14 protein-coding genes and 1 riboswitch are annotated in these 16,125 nt (G+C 71.1%); of the genes, 13 read left to right on the top strand and 1 reads right to left on the bottom strand.

Annotation, left to right across the window (positions count from 1 at the left end; genetic code table 11):
• The first annotated feature begins 2 nt into the window (after positions 1-2).
• From V6V89_RS04880 to V6V89_RS04830, 11 genes are all read left to right on the top strand, one after another.
• Entirely contained in the window at positions 3-1,850 is a 1,848-nt protein-coding gene (locus tag V6V89_RS04880) for a M14 family zinc carboxypeptidase (protein WP_334617721.1), read from the top strand.
• Between the two features lie 79 nt (positions 1,851-1,929).
• Positions 1,930-1,993, top strand: a riboswitch (cobalamin riboswitch).
• Between the two features lie 105 nt (positions 1,994-2,098).
• On the top strand, positions 2,099-3,013 hold the full coding sequence (locus V6V89_RS04875) for an ABC transporter substrate-binding protein (RefSeq protein ID WP_334617720.1): 915 nt from the start codon (positions 2,099-2,101) through the stop codon (positions 3,011-3,013).
• Positions 3,010-4,062, top strand: coding sequence for a FecCD family ABC transporter permease (locus V6V89_RS04870; protein WP_334617719.1), 1,053 nt, complete (start codon positions 3,010-3,012; stop codon positions 4,060-4,062). The genes V6V89_RS04875 and V6V89_RS04870 overlap by 4 nt, the downstream gene beginning before the upstream one ends.
• Positions 4,059-4,841, top strand: a complete 783-nt coding sequence (locus V6V89_RS04865; RefSeq protein WP_334617718.1) for an ABC transporter ATP-binding protein — start codon at positions 4,059-4,061, stop codon at positions 4,839-4,841. The genes V6V89_RS04870 and V6V89_RS04865 overlap by 4 nt, the downstream gene beginning before the upstream one ends.
• Before the next feature lie 155 nt (positions 4,842-4,996).
• Positions 4,997-6,292, top strand: coding sequence for a hypothetical protein (locus tag V6V89_RS04860; RefSeq protein WP_334617717.1), 1,296 nt, complete (start codon positions 4,997-4,999; stop codon positions 6,290-6,292).
• Positions 6,289-7,260 (top strand): glutamate ABC transporter substrate-binding protein, encoded by a 972-nt coding sequence (locus tag V6V89_RS04855; protein WP_334617716.1) that lies wholly within the window; start codon positions 6,289-6,291, stop codon positions 7,258-7,260. The genes V6V89_RS04860 and V6V89_RS04855 overlap by 4 nt, the downstream gene beginning before the upstream one ends.
• Positions 7,261-7,263: 3 nt before the next feature.
• Positions 7,264-8,463 (top strand): hypothetical protein, encoded by a 1,200-nt coding sequence (locus tag V6V89_RS04850; RefSeq protein ID WP_334617715.1) that lies wholly within the window; start codon positions 7,264-7,266, stop codon positions 8,461-8,463.
• Positions 8,460-10,706 (top strand): serine/threonine-protein kinase, encoded by a 2,247-nt coding sequence (locus tag V6V89_RS04845; RefSeq protein WP_334617714.1) that lies wholly within the window; start codon positions 8,460-8,462, stop codon positions 10,704-10,706. The genes V6V89_RS04850 and V6V89_RS04845 overlap by 4 nt, the downstream gene beginning before the upstream one ends.
• Positions 10,703-11,686, top strand: a complete 984-nt coding sequence (locus V6V89_RS04840) for a PP2C family protein-serine/threonine phosphatase (protein ID WP_334617713.1) — start codon at positions 10,703-10,705, stop codon at positions 11,684-11,686. The genes V6V89_RS04845 and V6V89_RS04840 overlap by 4 nt, the downstream gene beginning before the upstream one ends.
• A complete protein-coding gene (locus tag V6V89_RS04835) occupies positions 11,683-12,975 on the top strand; it encodes a VWA domain-containing protein (protein ID WP_334617712.1) in 1,293 nt (430 codons plus the stop codon). The genes V6V89_RS04840 and V6V89_RS04835 overlap by 4 nt, the downstream gene beginning before the upstream one ends.
• Positions 12,975-13,691: an FHA domain-containing protein gene (locus V6V89_RS04830; protein WP_334617711.1), complete on the top strand. Its 717-nt coding sequence runs from the start codon at positions 12,975-12,977 to the stop codon at positions 13,689-13,691. Before V6V89_RS04835 ends, V6V89_RS04830 begins: the two co-directional genes overlap by 1 nt.
• Before the next feature lie 47 nt (positions 13,692-13,738).
• Here V6V89_RS04830 and V6V89_RS04825 read toward each other — a convergent pair whose 3' ends face one another.
• On the bottom strand, positions 13,739-14,398 hold the full coding sequence (locus tag V6V89_RS04825) for an LPXTG cell wall anchor domain-containing protein (RefSeq protein WP_334617710.1): 660 nt from the start codon (positions 14,396-14,398) through the stop codon (positions 13,739-13,741).
• 300 nt (positions 14,399-14,698) lie between these two features.
• Between V6V89_RS04825 and V6V89_RS04820 the strand changes: the two genes are divergently transcribed.
• Both V6V89_RS04820 and V6V89_RS04815 read left to right on the top strand, forming a co-directional pair.
• Positions 14,699-15,301, top strand: a complete 603-nt coding sequence (locus V6V89_RS04820; RefSeq protein ID WP_334617709.1) for an RNA polymerase sigma factor — start codon at positions 14,699-14,701, stop codon at positions 15,299-15,301.
• 34 nt (positions 15,302-15,335) lie between these two features.
• Positions 15,336-16,070, top strand: a complete 735-nt coding sequence (locus V6V89_RS04815) for a hypothetical protein (protein WP_334617708.1) — start codon at positions 15,336-15,338, stop codon at positions 16,068-16,070.
• Positions 16,071-16,125 lie beyond the last annotated feature (55 nt).

Below are 16,125 nucleotides of genomic sequence, written 5' to 3'. Positions count from 1 at the left end.
TAATGCAACTGCGCAGGATCACCATCCTCGGCGCCACAGCGGCTGCCGCGCTGCTCCTGATCACAGGAAGCCCGGTCACCGCCGAACCCGAGTCCGGCCCGAAGGCAGCCGTTCTGGCTGGCCAGTACAGCGTCATCGGCCCGCGAACGTTCGCGGACCGCGATGCCATCGCCCGCACGGGCGCCGCGATCGACTACATCGAGCACGGAAAGATCTACGTATCCGCGACGCCTTCCGAGGTGCGGGCCATCATCCGGCTCGGCTTCCAGGTCGTGGCCGTGCCGGCCGAGGCGCCGTCCGGCGGCGTGAGCACATTCGACTTCCCACCCGCCGACTCGGCCTACCACAACTACGCCGAGCTGACCGCGGTGGTCAACCAGGTGGTCGCCGACCACCCGAGCATCGCCCGCAAGATCAGCCTTGGCAACTCGCACGAGGGCCGCGACATCATGGCCGTCAAGATCTCCGACAACGTGGCCACCGACGAGGCCGAGCCGGAGATCCTCTTCAACTCCCAGCAGCACGCGCGCGAGCACCTGACCGTCGAGATGGCGATCTACCTGCTCAACCTCTTCACCGACAGCTACGGCTCCGACTCCCGGGTCACCAACGTGGTCAACACCCGGGAGATCTGGATCGTCCCCACCGTCAACCCGGACGGCAGCGAGTACGACGTCGCCACCGGCTCGTACCGCTCATGGCGCAAGAACAGGCAACCCAACAGCGGCTCGTCCAATGTGGGCACCGACCTCAACCGCAACTGGAGCTACAACTGGGGCTGCTGTGGCGGCTCGTCCGGCTCGACCAGCTCCGATACGTACCGTGGCCCGTCCGCCTTCTCCGCACCGGAGACCGCGCGGCTGCGCGACTTCGTCAACAGCCGGGTCGTCGGCGGCGTGCAGCAGATCAAGGCCAACATCGACTTCCACACGTACTCCCAGCTGATCCTCTGGCCCTACGGGTACACCACCGCCAACACGGCGCCCGGGCTCAACGCCGACCAGCAGGCCGTCTTCCAGACGATCGGTCAGCAGATGGCCGCCACCAACGGCTACACCCCCGAGCAGTCGTCCGACCTGTACATCACGGACGGCGACAGCATCGACTGGATGTGGGGCCAGCACGGCATCTGGGCGTACACCTTCGAGATGTACCCGGGCTCGGCCACCGGCGGCGGCTTCTACCCGCCCGACGAGGTCATACCCGCGCAGACCTCCCGCAACCGTGAGGCGGTGCTGATCCTCTCCGAGTACGCCGACTGCCCGTACCGCGCCACCGGCAAGCAGGCCCAGTACTGCGGCACCGGCGGCGGCACTACGGTCTGGTCTGACACGCTGGAGACGGCGACCGGCTGGACCACCAACCCGAACGGCACCGACACCGCCACCGTCGGCCTCTGGGAGCGGGGCACCGCGCAGGCGACCACATCCAGTGGCGCCAAGCAGCTGACCCCGTTTGCCGGCAGCAACGACCTGGTGACCGGCCGGCTCGCGGGCACGGCGGCGGGCGACTACGACGTCGACGGCGGCACCACCAGCGTGCGCTCGCCCGCGGTGACCCTGCCGTCGAGCGGGACGCTGTCGCTGTCGTTCGCCTGGTACCTCGCCCACGGCTCGAACGCGTCGTCGGCGGACTTCTTCCGGGTCAGCGTCGTGCACGCGGGCGGCACGACGGCGCTGCTGAACGTGGCCGGTGCGGCGAGTAACCGCAACGGCGCCTGGGCGACCGCCAACGCCAACCTCACCCCGTACGCCGGGCAGTCGGTCCGCATCCTGATCGAAGCGGCCGACGCCTCCACCGCCAGCCTCGTCGAGGCCGGCGTCGACAACCTCACCATCACCGCCTCATAAGCAGGTCACACATGCCCGCCCCGCGACTCCAAGGTGAGCCGCGGGGCGGGTAACGTGCTCCATGACCGCGCGTAGCGAAGCCGGTGCGACTCCGGCGCTGTCCCGCAACTGTGATGCCGCCCTCCCCGGGTGGACGAGCCAGGTCGCCTACGTACGGTCGCGATCCGCGCCTTCGAGGAGGGGCGCCTCGCGGGCGGAGCGCGGCTCTTGTCGGCGAAGCACCAAATCCTCGACCGACAGGAGGACCCATGAAGAGAGCCCTGACCGCCGCGGCGGTCGCCCTGCTCGCCCTGAGCGCCTGTGCCGACAACACCGACGAGCCGGCCGCTCCTACCACGAGCACGGCCGCCTACCCCGTCACTGTCGGCAACCTCACGCTGGACAAGCAGCCCCAGAAGATCGTCGTGCTCTCGCCCAGCGCCACCGAGATGCTCTTCGCGATCGGGGCTGGCGCCCAGGTGGCCGCCGTTGACGACAACTCCAACTACCCGCCCGAGGCGCCCAAGTCGGAACTGTCCGGGTTCCAGCCGAACGCCGAGGCCATCGCCGCCAAGAGCCCCGACCTCGTCGTGCTCTCGAACGACACCAACAAGGTCGTCGACCAGCTCACGGCGCTCAAGATCCCCGTGTACCAGGCGACCGCCGCCGTCACGCTCGACGACACGTACAAGCAGCTCACCGAGCTAGGCGCCCTCACCGGGCACCCCGACGAGGCAGCCGACACGGTGCAGCGCATCAAGGACGACATCGCCAAGCTGGTCAAGGACGTGCCGCAGCGCACCGAGAAGCTGACCTACTACTACGAGCTCGATCCCACGTTCTACTCGGTCACGAGCAAGACGTTCATCGGCTCGCTCTTCTCGCTCGCGGGCCTTTCGAACATCGCCGACGCTTCCGACCCCGACGGCGCGAAGGGCGGATACCCGCAGCTCTCCGCCGAGGTGATCATCAAGTCCGACCCCGACCTGGTCTTCCTGGCCGACAGCAAGTGCTGCCAGCAGTCGGCGGACACGGTCAAGGCCCGCACCGGCTGGTCCGGCATCACAGCGGTCAAGAACAGCCAGATCGTCGCCCTGGACGACGACGTCGCCTCCCGCTGGGGGCCGCGCGTCGTCGACCTCGTACGCGCGATCGTCGACGCGGTGAGCAAGATCCCCGCGTGAGTAAGCTGCGCCCGCTCTGGGTGGTGATCGGGCTGGTCGCGGTCCTGGTGGCGGGTGTCGCCGGGATCGCGTTCGGCCCGGTCAGCCTGCCACCCGGCAGCGTCGCGGCCGAACTGCTCAACCTCATCCCCGGCGTGCACATCGACAGCGGCCTCACCGAACGCGAGATCGCGATCATCACGCAGATCCGCCTCCCGCGCGTGGTGCTGGGTCTGCTCGTCGGCGGGATGCTCGCCCTGGCCGGCGGCTGCTACCAGGGCGTGTTCCGCAACCCGCTCGCCGACCCGCACCTGCTCGGCGTGGCAGCCGGCGCGGGGCTCGCGGTCACCGCCGTGATCGCGTTTCGGGTCAGCACCGGCCGGTCCGGCGGCGACGTGACCTCCGGCCTGCCGATCACTACCCCGATCGCGGCGTTCATCGGCGCGCTCGGTGCGGTGGCGCTCACGTACCTGCTCGGCGTCGCCGGCGGACGCGACCGCTCCACGGCCACGCTGATCCTCGCCGGGGTGGCCGTCTCCACCTTCCTCGCGGCCGGCCAGACGTACCTCATGCAGCGCAACGTCGACGCCATCCGCGAGGTCTACTCGTGGCTGCTCGGCCGCCTCGCCACCGCCGGCTGGCACGACGTGCTGGTGGTCCTCCCGTACGCGATCATCACGGGCGCGGTCGTCCTGCTCTACCGGCGAGAACTCGACGTGCTCTCCGTCGGCGACGACGAAGCCAGCAGCCTCGGCCTCCACCCGCAGCGCTCGCGGTACGTGCTCCTCGCCGCCGCCAGCCTCGGCACCGCCGCCGCCGTCTCGGTGTCCGGCCTGATCGGTTTCGTCGGCATCATCGTGCCGCACACCATCCGCCTGCTCTTCGGCGCCAGCTACCGCGTGATCCTGCCGCTGGCGGTGCTCTTCGGCGGCGCGTTCCTCACCCTCACAGACCTGGTCGCCCGCACCGTCGCGTCACCCGCCGAGATCCCCATCGGCGTGGTCACCGCGTTCCTCGGCGCCCCCTTCTTCGTACTCATCCTCCGCACCAGCCGCCGGGTGGCGCTGTGACCGCCGTAGAGGTGTCGGACCTACGCGTCGTGCTGGACGGTGCCACGATCCTGGCCGGCGTCGACCTGACGGTCGCCACCGGTGAATGGGTCACCGTCATCGGCCCCAATGGCGCCGGCAAATCGACCCTCTTGCGCGCCGTCGGCGGCCTCCTGCCAGCGTCGGGGTCCATCTCCTTGTTCGGTACGCCCACAGCCCGACTGCCTCGGCGACAGCGGGCCCGAATCGTGGCGACCGTGGCACAGTCCCCGGTCGTCCCAGCCGGCATGGTGGTCTTCGACTACGTGCTCCTGGGCCGCACCCCGTACATCCGCCCGCTCGGCCGCGAATCCGGCGCTGACCTTGCAGCCGTCCACGAGGTCCTGCACCGCCTCGACCTGACCCGCTTCGCCGGCCGCCACCTCACCACGCTCTCCGGCGGCGAGCGCCAACGCGTCTTTCTGGCCCGCGCGCTGGCCCAAGGCGCCACCCTGCTCCTGCTCGACGAGCCCACCAGCGCGCTGGACATCGGCCACCAGCAGGAAGTCCTCGAACTGGTCGACCAACTGCGCCGCGACCACGGCCTCACGGTTCTGGCGACAATGCACGACCTCTCCGTGGCCGGCGAGTACGCCGACCGCCTGATCCTCCTAGCCGAGGGTCGTATTGCTGCGACTGGCCGGCCGAGCGACGTCCTTACCGAACGCCTCCTGGCACTGCACTACGCCGCCCGGGTACGGGTAATCGACACCCCAACCGGTCCGGTCGTGGTCCCTATCCGTCGCCCGTCCGGCAGTTGAATTGGGTGGCGCGGCGATCAAGGGCATTCGCGTGGATCAAGGGCGTATGCACGTGGAAATGAGATCGAGCCACATGCGTTTGCCCTTGATCGGTGGGGATAGTTGAGCCGCCGGGGTTGCGGTGCGGGGATACCTTGATCCCCGAGGTGGTGAGCGTGACTCTCGTTCGCGAACCGGCGACGATCGCCCGGCGGCTTCCCGCGGTGCAGCGGCGCCTACGCCGCACTCCCGGGCGGCTGGGACTGGCAATGGCCGTGCTCATCGTGCTGGGCCTTGCCACGGGGCTGGCCGGCGCGATCGGTGTGCGCCAACGCATCGACCTGATCAATGGGGCGACCGCCCGAAACGGTGAGCTGACGGTGGCCGCCCAGCGGCTGTACCGGGCGCTCTCCGATGCCGACGCCACTGCCGCGAGTGCGTTCCTGGCCGGAGGTGTCGAGCCGGCCGCGATGCGTGAGCGGTACCAGGTGGACATCGCGGCCGCGGCCGCCGCCCTCTCGATCGTGTCGGGTGGCAGGGCGGGTGGTGAGCAGGGCGACGCGGCGGTCGCGAAGATAGCCGCCCAGTTGCCGGTCTACACCGGGCTCGTCGAAACGGCTCGGGTCTACAACCGCCAGGGCGTGCCGATCGGCGGCGCCTACCTGCGCGAGGCGTCCGGCCTGATGCGGTCGAGCCTGCTGCCGGCGGCACAGTCGCTGTACGAGGCGGTGTCGGAGGAGTTGGACGACGCGCGGGACAATGCCGGGGCCTTCCCGTGGTTCGCCATCTTCCTCGGGGTGGTGACGATCGTCGCGCTGATCGTCGTGCAGCGGTACCTGACCCGGCGCACCAACCGGGTGTTCAACGTGGGTTTGCTGGCCGCCACGGGGGCGGCTGTGGTGCTGGTCATCTGGCTGGCGGTGTCGGCGGTACTGGCGGCGGGGCGGTTGGACGCCAGCCGCGACGAGGGCTCGGCGCAGGTGGCCCGGCTGGCGGGGGCGCGGATCGCGGCGTTGCAGGCGCGGGCCGACGAGGCGCACACGCTGGTGGCACGGGGCAACGGCGCTGCGTTCGAGAAGGACTACGTCGAGGTGATGCCGCGGGTCACCGAGCTTCTGGCACTGGACGGCGCCGACGCCACCACTCAGGCGGCGGCCCAGGCGGCGACCGCCGAGGCGGCAAAGTGGCTGGAGGCGCACAAGGATCTGCGGGCGCTCGACGACGGCGGGCAGTACGCAAACGCGGTGACCGCCGCGATCGGCACCGAGCCCACCTCGACTGCGAGCATCTTCAACAAGCTCGACGAGCAGCTCGCCGGCGCGATCGAGCACAACGGCGAGCGCTTCGAGCGTGAGGTGGACCGTGCCGCCGGGGCGCTTACCGCCGCCGACATCGGTGTCGGGCTGCTGGCGGTGCTGCTGATCGTTGGCGCGGCCCTGGGTCTCCAGCGGCGGCTGGCGGAGTACCGATGAGACGCCCGATCGTGGTGGCTCTGGTGGCGGCGATGTTCCTCGCCGGCTGTACGACCGCTGAGTCGCTGCCGGAGGGGCGGGTGGACGGCAGCGCGCCCCGCCCGGTCGACGCGAGGGACCCGGCCGACATCCCCACGCAGGCCGGCGCCCCGGCCGGCTCCTGCGACCCGCGGGCGAGCCTGCGGCCGTCCGGAGCGTTGCCGGGTGCGGGCCGGATGCCGGCGGGGTCGACGATGGCGCAGATCGTGAAGCGCGGCCGGCTCGTCGTTGGCGTCGACCAGAACAACTACCGCTTCGGGTACCGCGACCCCAAGACCGGCAACCTGGTGGGCTTCGAGATCGACCTGGCGTACGAGATCGCCGAGGCCATCTTCGGCGACCGGAACAAGGTGCAGTTCCGCACGGTGACGACGGCCGAGCGGGAAAAGGCGATCCAGGGCGGCACGGTCGACATGGTCATCCGCAGCATGACGATGAACTGTGACCGGTGGCAACGGGTGGCTTTCTCCACCGAGTACTTCAGTGCTGGGCAGGCGATCCTGGTGGCGAAGGGCTCGAAGATCACTGCGCTGAAGGATCTCGCCGGTCAGAAGGTGTGCGCCGCGACAGGCAGCACGTCGATCCGCAACATCGCCGCGAAGGCGCCGCAGGCGCTGCCGGTGTCGGGTGCCGACGCGCTCGACTGCCTGGTGATGCTCCAGCAGAACCAGGTCGCCGCGGTCTCCACCGACGACGCGATCCTGGCCGGGTTCGCGGCACAGGACCCGAGCACGGTCGTACTGCCGGAGCGGTTCACCGAGGAGCCGTACGGCATGGCGATGAAGAAGGAGTCGACCGACCTGGTGCGGTTCGTCAACGGGGTGCTGGAAGGGCTTCGCGCCGACGGCACCTGGACCCGCCTGTACAACAAGTGGCTCTCCGCGCTGGGCAGCACGCCACAGCCACCCGCCGCCCGATACCAGGACTGAGCAATGGTGACGCCGCCGATGGGCCGCGACGAGGTGGATTTCGCCATCGTCGGGCTGGTGGCCGCGCACGACCGGATCTCGGCAGCGATGTACACAGTGGACGCCCACCCGGGGCTGGTGGCGTTGCGCCGCAACGACCTTCGAGGTACCACGCTGAGTGTTGCAGCCGAGACGCTGCCGCGCGTCGACGCGCTGTGGTCGCAGTTCAGCGCGCTGCGGTCGGTGCTCGACCGGGTGAGGGCGGTACGAGCGGAGCGGTCCCGCCCGGGCGACGAGGAGCTGCAGGAGCTGACCATCCTGTTGCGCGGGCCGGTGCTGCCGCTGGGACCGGATGGCATGGTGGTCGACGACCCCCTCGCCGGCCCACCGCCGAACTGGGTGACCACGATGGGGCTTGCCCAGGAGTTGGAGCGGGCCGGCAACGAGGTCACCGACACGCTCGACGCCGTGCAGACCGCGCAGGCGGACGTGGCCAGCCGGTTCGAGCCGCTGAACAAGGCGCTGGAGCAGGCCAGGTCGGCGGCGGACGTGCTCGGGTACGCCACCATGGGTTCCGACGTGGAGCGGTTGGACGTGCGGCTGGCGGAGGCGACGTTCGCCGCTATGCGCGATCCGCTCGACCCGGCCGGTCCGCCGGCGGATCTGGTTCGCGAGGTGGACACGCTGGCGGCGAAGCTGGCCGAGTACAGCCGGCTCCGCGACGCGTATCCGGACCGGGTCCGGCGGCTGAAGGGGGCCCTCGACGAGGTGGCCAACGCCGAGGCGGACGCGGCTACGGCGTACTCGATAGCTTTTGAGAAAATCGCGAACCCGGGCTTGCCGGCGGCGCCCGACGCGGTTCCGGCCCTGCGCGCCCATATCGCGCAGCTCGATCAGCTCCACCGCGAGCAGCGGTGGCCGCGCCTGGCCGATGAGCTTTCCATTGTGGAGCGTTCGGTGGCGGCGGCCCGCGAGCGAGCCGCGCACCTGCACGAGGCGGCCGACGGACTGATGCGGCGCCGGGCCGAGCTGCGCGGCCGGCTCGACGCGTACCGGGCCCGCGCCGGACGGCTGGCGCTGGCCGAACACTCGCAGCTGTCGGCGCTGCACCGGGCCGCGCAGGAGCTGCTGTACACGAGTCCGTGCGACCTGCCGGCCGCTACCCGCGCGGTGGTCGCTTACCAGCGTTACCTCAACGAGCTCACGGAGAGGGGACACCGATGAGGTGTGTCCGGGCCGACTGTCCCGGGTCGTACGGGCCGGAGGGTTACTGCGACGAGTGTGGTCGGCGCAAGCCCGACAAGCCGCTGGCAAGCGTGCCGTCGGCCGCGTCTGCCGCCGGGTCCGTGCCGTCCGTCGCCACGGTGGGTGGCGGCTCGACGCGTGCCAGCTCGGGCCGCACGCGTGGTTCTTCGCGCGGTGGGCTCGGCGCGGGCCTGATCGACATCGCTCGGGTGCCGCTGCGCGACCCCGCGACCGCGGTCATGCAGGACCCGAAGGTGGCCGAGGGCCGGCGGTACTGCGCGAAGTGCAACGAGCCGGTCGGGCGCGGCAAGGACGGAAAGCCGGGCCGTGTCGAGGGGTTCTGCCCCAACTGCGGCACGCCGTTCTCGTTCGTACCCCGGCTGCATCCCGGCGACATCGTCAACGACCGGTACGAGATGCTGGGCGCGCTCGCGTACGGCGGGTTGGGCTGGATCTACCTGGCCCGCGACCGCAACGTCAGCGACTCGGTCAGCGACCGATGGGTTGTCCTCAAGGGACTCATCAACACCGGAGACGCCGACGCCATGGCGGCCGCGGTGACCGAGCGGCGGTTCCTGGTCGAGATCGACCACCCGAACATCGTGAAGATTCACGACTTCGTCCAGCACCCGGACCCGAAGAGCGGCGAGCTGATCGGGTACATCGTCATGGAGTATGTCGGTGGCCATTCGTTGCGCGACATCCTGGTGGCCCGGCGGGCCGAGGGCGCTCGGGTGCTGCCGCTGGCCGAGGTCATCGCGTATGGCGTCGAGATCCTGCCGGCCCTCGGCTACTTGCACGACCGGGGCCTGATTTTCTGCGACTTCAAGCCGGACAACGTCATCCACGCCGAGGAGCAGCTCAAGCTCATCGACCTGGGCGGCGTGCGGCGGGCCGACGACGACGTGAGCGCGGTATACGGCACGCCCGGCTACCAGGCGCCGGAGGTGGCGGAGCTCGGTACCTCTGTCGCGTCGGACATATTCACCGTCGGGCGGTCGCTGGCGGTGCTGAGTTTCGAGTTCCGCGGCTTCTCCACCACGTACGCCGACCGGCTCCCGGACGTGTCGGACGTGCCGCTGCTGGCGCAGGAGGAGTCGTACCACCGGCTGCTGCGCCGGGCCACGCACTTCGAGCGCGACCGGCGCTTCCAGTCGGCGGCCGAGATGAGCGAGCAACTGCTCGGCGTGCTGCGCGAGGTGGTTTCGGCGGCCGACGGCATACCGCGACCGACGCTGTCGCGGCAGTTCACGCCGGAGCGGCGGGCGTTCGGCACGGGGGCGGGCGAGGTTGGTGACGGCACGGTGCCGCAGCTGCGTCCGTCCGATGTGGCCGTTGGGCTTCCGCTGCCGCAGGTCGACGTCCTCGACGCGGGCGCGGGTTTCCTGGCGACGCTGAGCGTCACCGACCCGGGCGAGGCGGTGAAGCAGCTCAAGGCCGCGCCGATGTCCAGTGTGGAGGTGGCACTGCGCCTGGTGCGGGCGCACATCGAGAGCGGCGATCGGGCGGCGGCGCGGGCCGGGCTGGACGAGCTGGCCTCGGCCGACCCGTTCGACTGGCGCATCGACTGGTACCGGGGCATCGCCGCGCTGGCCGGAGGCGACGCGGGCGAGGCACGGGTCTCGTTCGACGCCGTCTACGACGCGTTGCCCGGCGAGCCGGCCGCCCGGCTGGCGCTGGCCGCCGCGATCGAGTGCACCGGCGACGTGGACGCGGCCGCTCGTCTCTACGAGCGGGTCTGGCGGGTGGACCACGGATACATCAGCGCCGCCTTCGGACTCGCCCGCATCCGCCTGGCGGCGAACGATCGAGCCGGGGCGCTGGCGGTGCTCGACCAGGTGCCCGACAGCTCCAGCCTGCACATCGCCGCGCAGGTGGCCGCCGTGCGCGCCAGCCTTGGCGCCGATGTGCATGCGCTGAAGCACGACGACCTGGTCGCCGCGTCCGGCCGGTTGGAAAGGATCACCCTGGACGTGGAGCGCCGCGCCCGGCTCGCGGTGGAGATGCTGGAGGCCGCGCTGGGCTGGATCACCGGCTCGAAGCTGCCGGGGCACCGCCTGCCGCCGGGCGCCAAGGTGCTGGGCCACGAGTTGACCGAGCGCGGGCTGCGCTTCGGGCTGGAGCAGGCGTACCGGGCGATGGCTCAGCTCGCGCACGACCCCGACGCCCGCATCGCGCTCGTCGACCGCGCCAACGCGGTGCGCCCGAGGACGCTGACGTGAGGGCCTGCCCCGAGCACGGTCCGCCGAGTGAGGTGGACCACCGGTTCTGCGAGGTCTGCGGGCGCAACCTCGACACCGGCGAGCCGCCGCGCGTGGAGGTGCCCACGGTGTGGGTGTCGTCGAGGGCGTCGGGCACGGCGTGCGGGGGGTGTGGCGAGGCGTTCGCGAGCGCGGAGGCGTACTGCGACCACTGTGGACGCCGCCGGTCGGTTGGGCGCGACCACGCGGAGCTGGATCTGGGCACCGTCGCCGCCGTGACCGACCGCGGCAGGCGCCGCCGCCGCAACGAGGACGCCGTCGTAGTAGGCCGGGCGGCAGGGCTCAACCTGGCCGTGGTGTGCGATGGCGTGTCCACATCGACCCGTTCCGACGCGGCGTCGCACGACGCCTCCGAAGCGGGCCTCACCTCGCTGCTGGCGGATCTGGGCCGGGGGGCCGACCCGGCGAAGGCCACGGTGGAGGCTGCTCGGGCGGCGGCCGCGGCGGCGCGCGCGGTGGCCGAGGCGAGCGACGGCGACACGCCACCGAGCTGCACGTACGTCTCCGGCGTCGCGACACCGGAAGGCGTGACCGTGGGCTGGATCGGAGACAGCCGTGCCTACTGGCTCGGTCCCGACGCCGCCGAACTCACGGTCGACGACTCGATGGCGGCGCTGATCGCTGCCGGTCGGCCGGTTCCGGCCGCGCTCGACCCCGACCCGGAGTCACGGGCGCTGATCCGCTGGCTGGGCGCCGACTCCGGCGACCCCGAGGCGCAGGTGGTGTCGTTGCGCCCCAGCGGCCCGGGCCACCTGTTGCTCTGCTCCGACGGGCTGCACCACTACCTGTCCGACCCGGCGGCGCTGGCCGACGCGGTCGCGGGCCGGTCTCTGATCGACGTCGCCCGCCACCTCACCACCGTCGCACTGGACGGCGGCGGGCACGACAACATCGCGATCGCACTGCTCGCCTTCCCACCCCCAGGAGGACCCCTGTCATGACCGCGCAGTTCTCGGCCGAAATCGACCAGAACGAGTACCTGCCCGAGGGCGGCCGGGTGGTCGACGCCATCATCACCGTTACCGCGCAGGGGGGCGACCTGCGCGAGACTTCCACGGCGCCAACCGCGGCTGAGGTCATCATGGTCGACGTCTCTGGCTCCATGAGCATGCCGGCCAAGAAGATCGCGGAGGCGAAGAAGGCCACCGCGGTCGCCATCGACACGCTACGGGACGGGGTCGCGTTCGCGGTCATCGCCGGCACGGCGGGGGCGCACATGGTGTATCCGGGCGACGCGACGATGGTGCCGGCATCCGCGAAGACCAAGGCGGAGGCGAAGGCCGCCGTGCAGCGGCTGCGCGCCGACGGCGGCACCGCCATCGGTCGCTGGCTGGACCTCGCCAACTACCTCTTCGCGGGGCAGCAGGCCGAGGTGAAACACGCCATCCTGCTCACCGATGGCCAGAACCAGCACGAGAGCCCGGAAGACTTCCAGCGGGTACTGAACGCCTGCGAGGGCAAGTTCGTGTGTGACAGCCGGGGCGTCGGCGACGACTGGGTGGCCCGTGAGCTGCGGCTGATCGCCTCGACGCTGCTGGGCACCGCCGACGGCCTGGAGGATCCGTCGGAGCTGCCGGCCGCGTTCCAGGCGATGACCGAGGGCGCGATGGGCAAGGCGGTCGCCGACGTGTCGTTGCGGGTGTGGTCGCCGGCCGGCGCGACGATCAAGTTCGTCAAGCAGGTGTACCCGCAGGTGGAGGACCTGACCGCCCGGCGCACCGAGGTGAGCGGCCGGATCGGCGACTACCCGACCGGCGCCTGGGGCGCCGAGAGCCGCGACTATCACGTCTCGATCGAGGTCGAGCCTGACGTGGTCGGCGAGGAGGTGCTCGCGGCCCGGGTCAGCCTGGTCAGCGGTGGTCAGGTCCTCACCGAGAAGCTGGTGCTGGCGCGCTGGACCGACGACACCGCACTCTCCACGAAGATCAACCCGCAGGTGGCTCACTACACGGGCCAGGCCGAGCTGGCCGCGGTCATCCAGGAGGGGCTCGAGGCCCGCGACGCGGGAGACATCGATACCGCGACAGCCAAGCTGGGTCGCGCGGTGCAGCTTGCCAACGAGTCCGGCCACGAGGGCACGGCGAAGCTGCTCGCTCGCGTGGTCGACGTGGTCGACGCGCCGACCGGCACGGTGCGGCTCAAGAAGCAGGTGTCCGGTGTGGACGCTGAGCTGACGAACGTCCGGTCGACGGTGACGGTGCGGGTGAAGAAGAAGCAGGGGGAGGGCTGATGGCGACCTGTCCGAAGGGCCACGAGTCCGGCACCGCCGACTACTGCGACGTGTGCGGTGCACGGATGGGCGGCGCGTCTGCGTCTGCGGCTCCCGCCGCGGCTGTTCCCTCCGTGGCGGCGCCGGCCGCCGCGGCCCCGCAGGCGCCCGACGCCAAGACGTGCCCGGTGTGCGGGTCGTCGCAGACCGGGCGGTTCTGCGAGGAGGACGGGTACGACTTCCTGCTGGCGCCGCCGGTGGGCGCGCCGCCTGTCTCAACGCCACAACCGGTGGCCGCGCCGCCAGCCCAGGCCGCGCCGACCACCGGCGTGTGGCAGGTCGCCGTCCGCGCCGACTCCGCGTACTTCGAGGTCATCAAGGCGATGGGTGGTGAAGACGCCGGCTCGCTGGCGTTTCCGCGTTTCTCGCCCGAGCGCCGCTTCCAGCTCTCCGGCGAGCAGGTGGTCATCGGCCGGCGCAGTCGCTCGCGCGGCGTCAACCCGGACATCGACCTGACCGGGCCACCGGAAGACCCGGGTGTGTCACACCTGCACGCCCTGCTCGTCGCCCAGCCCGACGGCTGGGCGGTGGTCGACCTGGAGTCCGCGAACGGCACCTACCTGAACGACCCGTCGTCGAACCCGCTGGACCCGAACGTTCCACATCCGCTGAAGGGCGGCGACACGATCTACGTCGGCGCCTGGACGGCTCTCACCGTCACCACGACAGCTCCGTGAGCATTGCGTCCTTCAAGCCGTCGAAACAGCTTGAAGGACGCAATGGATCACGCTACTGGGGTGATGTCACGCCTGCGCCGCAGCACCAGCAGCGCCACGCCACCGGCCACGAGCGCGCCGCCGAACAGCGCGATACCCGCCACTCCGGTGCCGGTGATGGGCAGGTCGCCCGAGCCACCACCGGTGCCCGGCGTGGTGCTCGGGGTCACGCTGCCCGAGGTGTCTGGCGAGACCGACGCCGATGGCGACGGCGATCCGGAACCGCCCGGTGTCGGTGTCGGCGTCCCCTTCCCGGTCGCCGCGCAGGTGTGTGTCAGGTTGAACTGGTCCTGCGGCGACGTGCCGGTGATCTCCGCGGTGGCGCCGGTCAGCGTCCACCCGGCCGCGGTGGCGATCCAAGCCTTGCTGGTGCCCTTGTTGTCGACGATCGCGCCGCCGTCGGTCGGGATCGTCCGGGTGACCGCGCCCTCCGGCGTGCTGAATGTCGCGGTCACCGTCACGAAGTCGCCCGAGTTGCCGGGCAGGACGAAGACCCAGACGTCCTTGTCGGCGTACGGGCCACCGCCGAAGTCGCACCCCTGCTCGTAGTCGGCGGCCGTGGTCGGCACGTTGCCCGGATTTATCGGGATCGTCGTGGCCGCCAGCGCGGGCGATGCCGTACTCAGTCCCACGGCGAGCGCCGCGCCGGCAACCGTGGCCAGACGCACCAACCAGCGTCCCCCCATTGTTTCTGTCCCCTCTTAAGGTGTGCGCAGGATCGAGGGATGATCGCAGCAGTTCAGACGCGTCGCCGTGAACCCGTGAACCGGTCCGATCACCATGTGCGCAGGGGCGCTTGTCGCCGACCAACGGCCACACTTGCCGATCATGGGCGAGTTCGAGTAACGGACCTCTGCTCGACTTGAGTCCGATGGGCTCAAGTAAGCCCATCCTTCCCTGGTAGCGGGCCTGCGGGAAGGGTGTAGCCTGCTGGCTCGGCGCTTTCCAGACGCGACGGGATCGATGATTTGGACGACGAGGAACTCGCGGGGGCCCTGTCAGCCGCTGTGCGGGGCGACGCGGCGGCCTTCGCGGTGCTGTGGCGCGCACTGCAGCCGGCTTTGCTGCGGTATCTGCGGGTCATCGTAGACGAGGCGGCCGAGGACGTGGCCTCGGAGACGTGGCTGCAGGCCGCCCGCGACCTGCGTTCCTTCGCTGGCGAGCCGCCCGCGTTCCGGGTCTGGCTCTTCCGGATCGCTCGCCACCGGGCGATCGACGAGCGTCGCCGCGCGCGTCGCCGGCCGGAGGAGCCGCAGGACCTCACCGACCAGGACCTCGCGGCCAGCGCGCCGGACGCGGCGGCTGAGGTGATCCAGCGCTCCGACACTGACTGGGCGCTCAGCGTGATCGCATCGCTGCCCAAAGATCAGGCCGAGGCGGTCACCCTGCGCGTGGTGGCGGGCCTCGACGTGGCGCAGACGGCACAGGTACTGGGCAAACGCCCCGGCGCAGTGCGGATCGCGGCGATGCGGGGCCTGCGGCGGCTCGCCGGGCACGCGGAGGTCCAGGCGCGGCGGGCCGCGATCCGGCCGTCTCTGGGCCTGAACTCGGCTCGGCCGGAAGGGGTGTAACACCGTGGGTCTGTGGGACGCCCTTCTGAGCAAGATGCTGACTGCACGAAAGCGCCGGATCGGGCACCGCGAGGCGGAGCAGATGCTCTCCACGCCGGGCTCGGATCCCACGCACCCCGAGTTGAGCTACCTGCTCGCCGCGGCGGCGGCTCCGCCCCGCTCCGACGAGTTGGTCGGTCTCGCCGCGGCGGTTGCCGCGTACGAACGGGCCGGGTTCGCTACTGGCGAAACGGCCGTGCCGGCGCCCCGCCGGTCCTGGCTGACCCGGTCGGTCGCCGTCAAGGCGGCCGCCGGCACCGCCGTCCTCCTGATGGGTGGCACCGCGCTGGCAGCCGAGACCGGTAACCTGCCGAACGGCGCCCAGCAGCAGGCCCACGACCTGTTCTCGGGGTTGGGCGTGCCGCCGCCCGGCGCGCGCGCCAGTGCCACCCCGACGCCGGGCGGCACGCCGTCCGCACGGCCCACTCCGGCGCCCAGTCCAAGCAACCACGGCCGGACGATCAGCCCCAGCAGCCCAGCGGCCCTCGGGCTCTGCCGGGCCTGGGAGGCCGGCGAGAAGAAACCCACCGGCAAGAAGATGGCGGCGGAGGCGTTCCAGGATCTGTTGCGGGCAGCCGGCGGCGAGGCGAACATCGCCAAGTTCTGCGCACCGCTGCTCGATGCCGGCCCAGCCGAGAACGGGCAGGGCCCGCCGTCGGCCAAGCCCAGCCGTCCCAATGAGGGCAAGGGGCGCGGCCGGCCTACGACGACTCCGCACCAGAAGGGGTAAGAAGGGGCACCCCTCTGTGGCTGGCTTCGCAACCTCCCCCAGATCTGCGAGGCCG

Origin of the sequence: Micromonospora sp. CPCC 206061 (assembly GCF_036906915.1) — a bacterium.
GTDB lineage: Bacteria > Actinomycetota > Actinomycetes > Mycobacteriales > Micromonosporaceae > Phytohabitans.
Note: the sequence above shows the minus strand (reverse complement) of the source record. Positions and strands in the feature narration are given on the sequence as shown.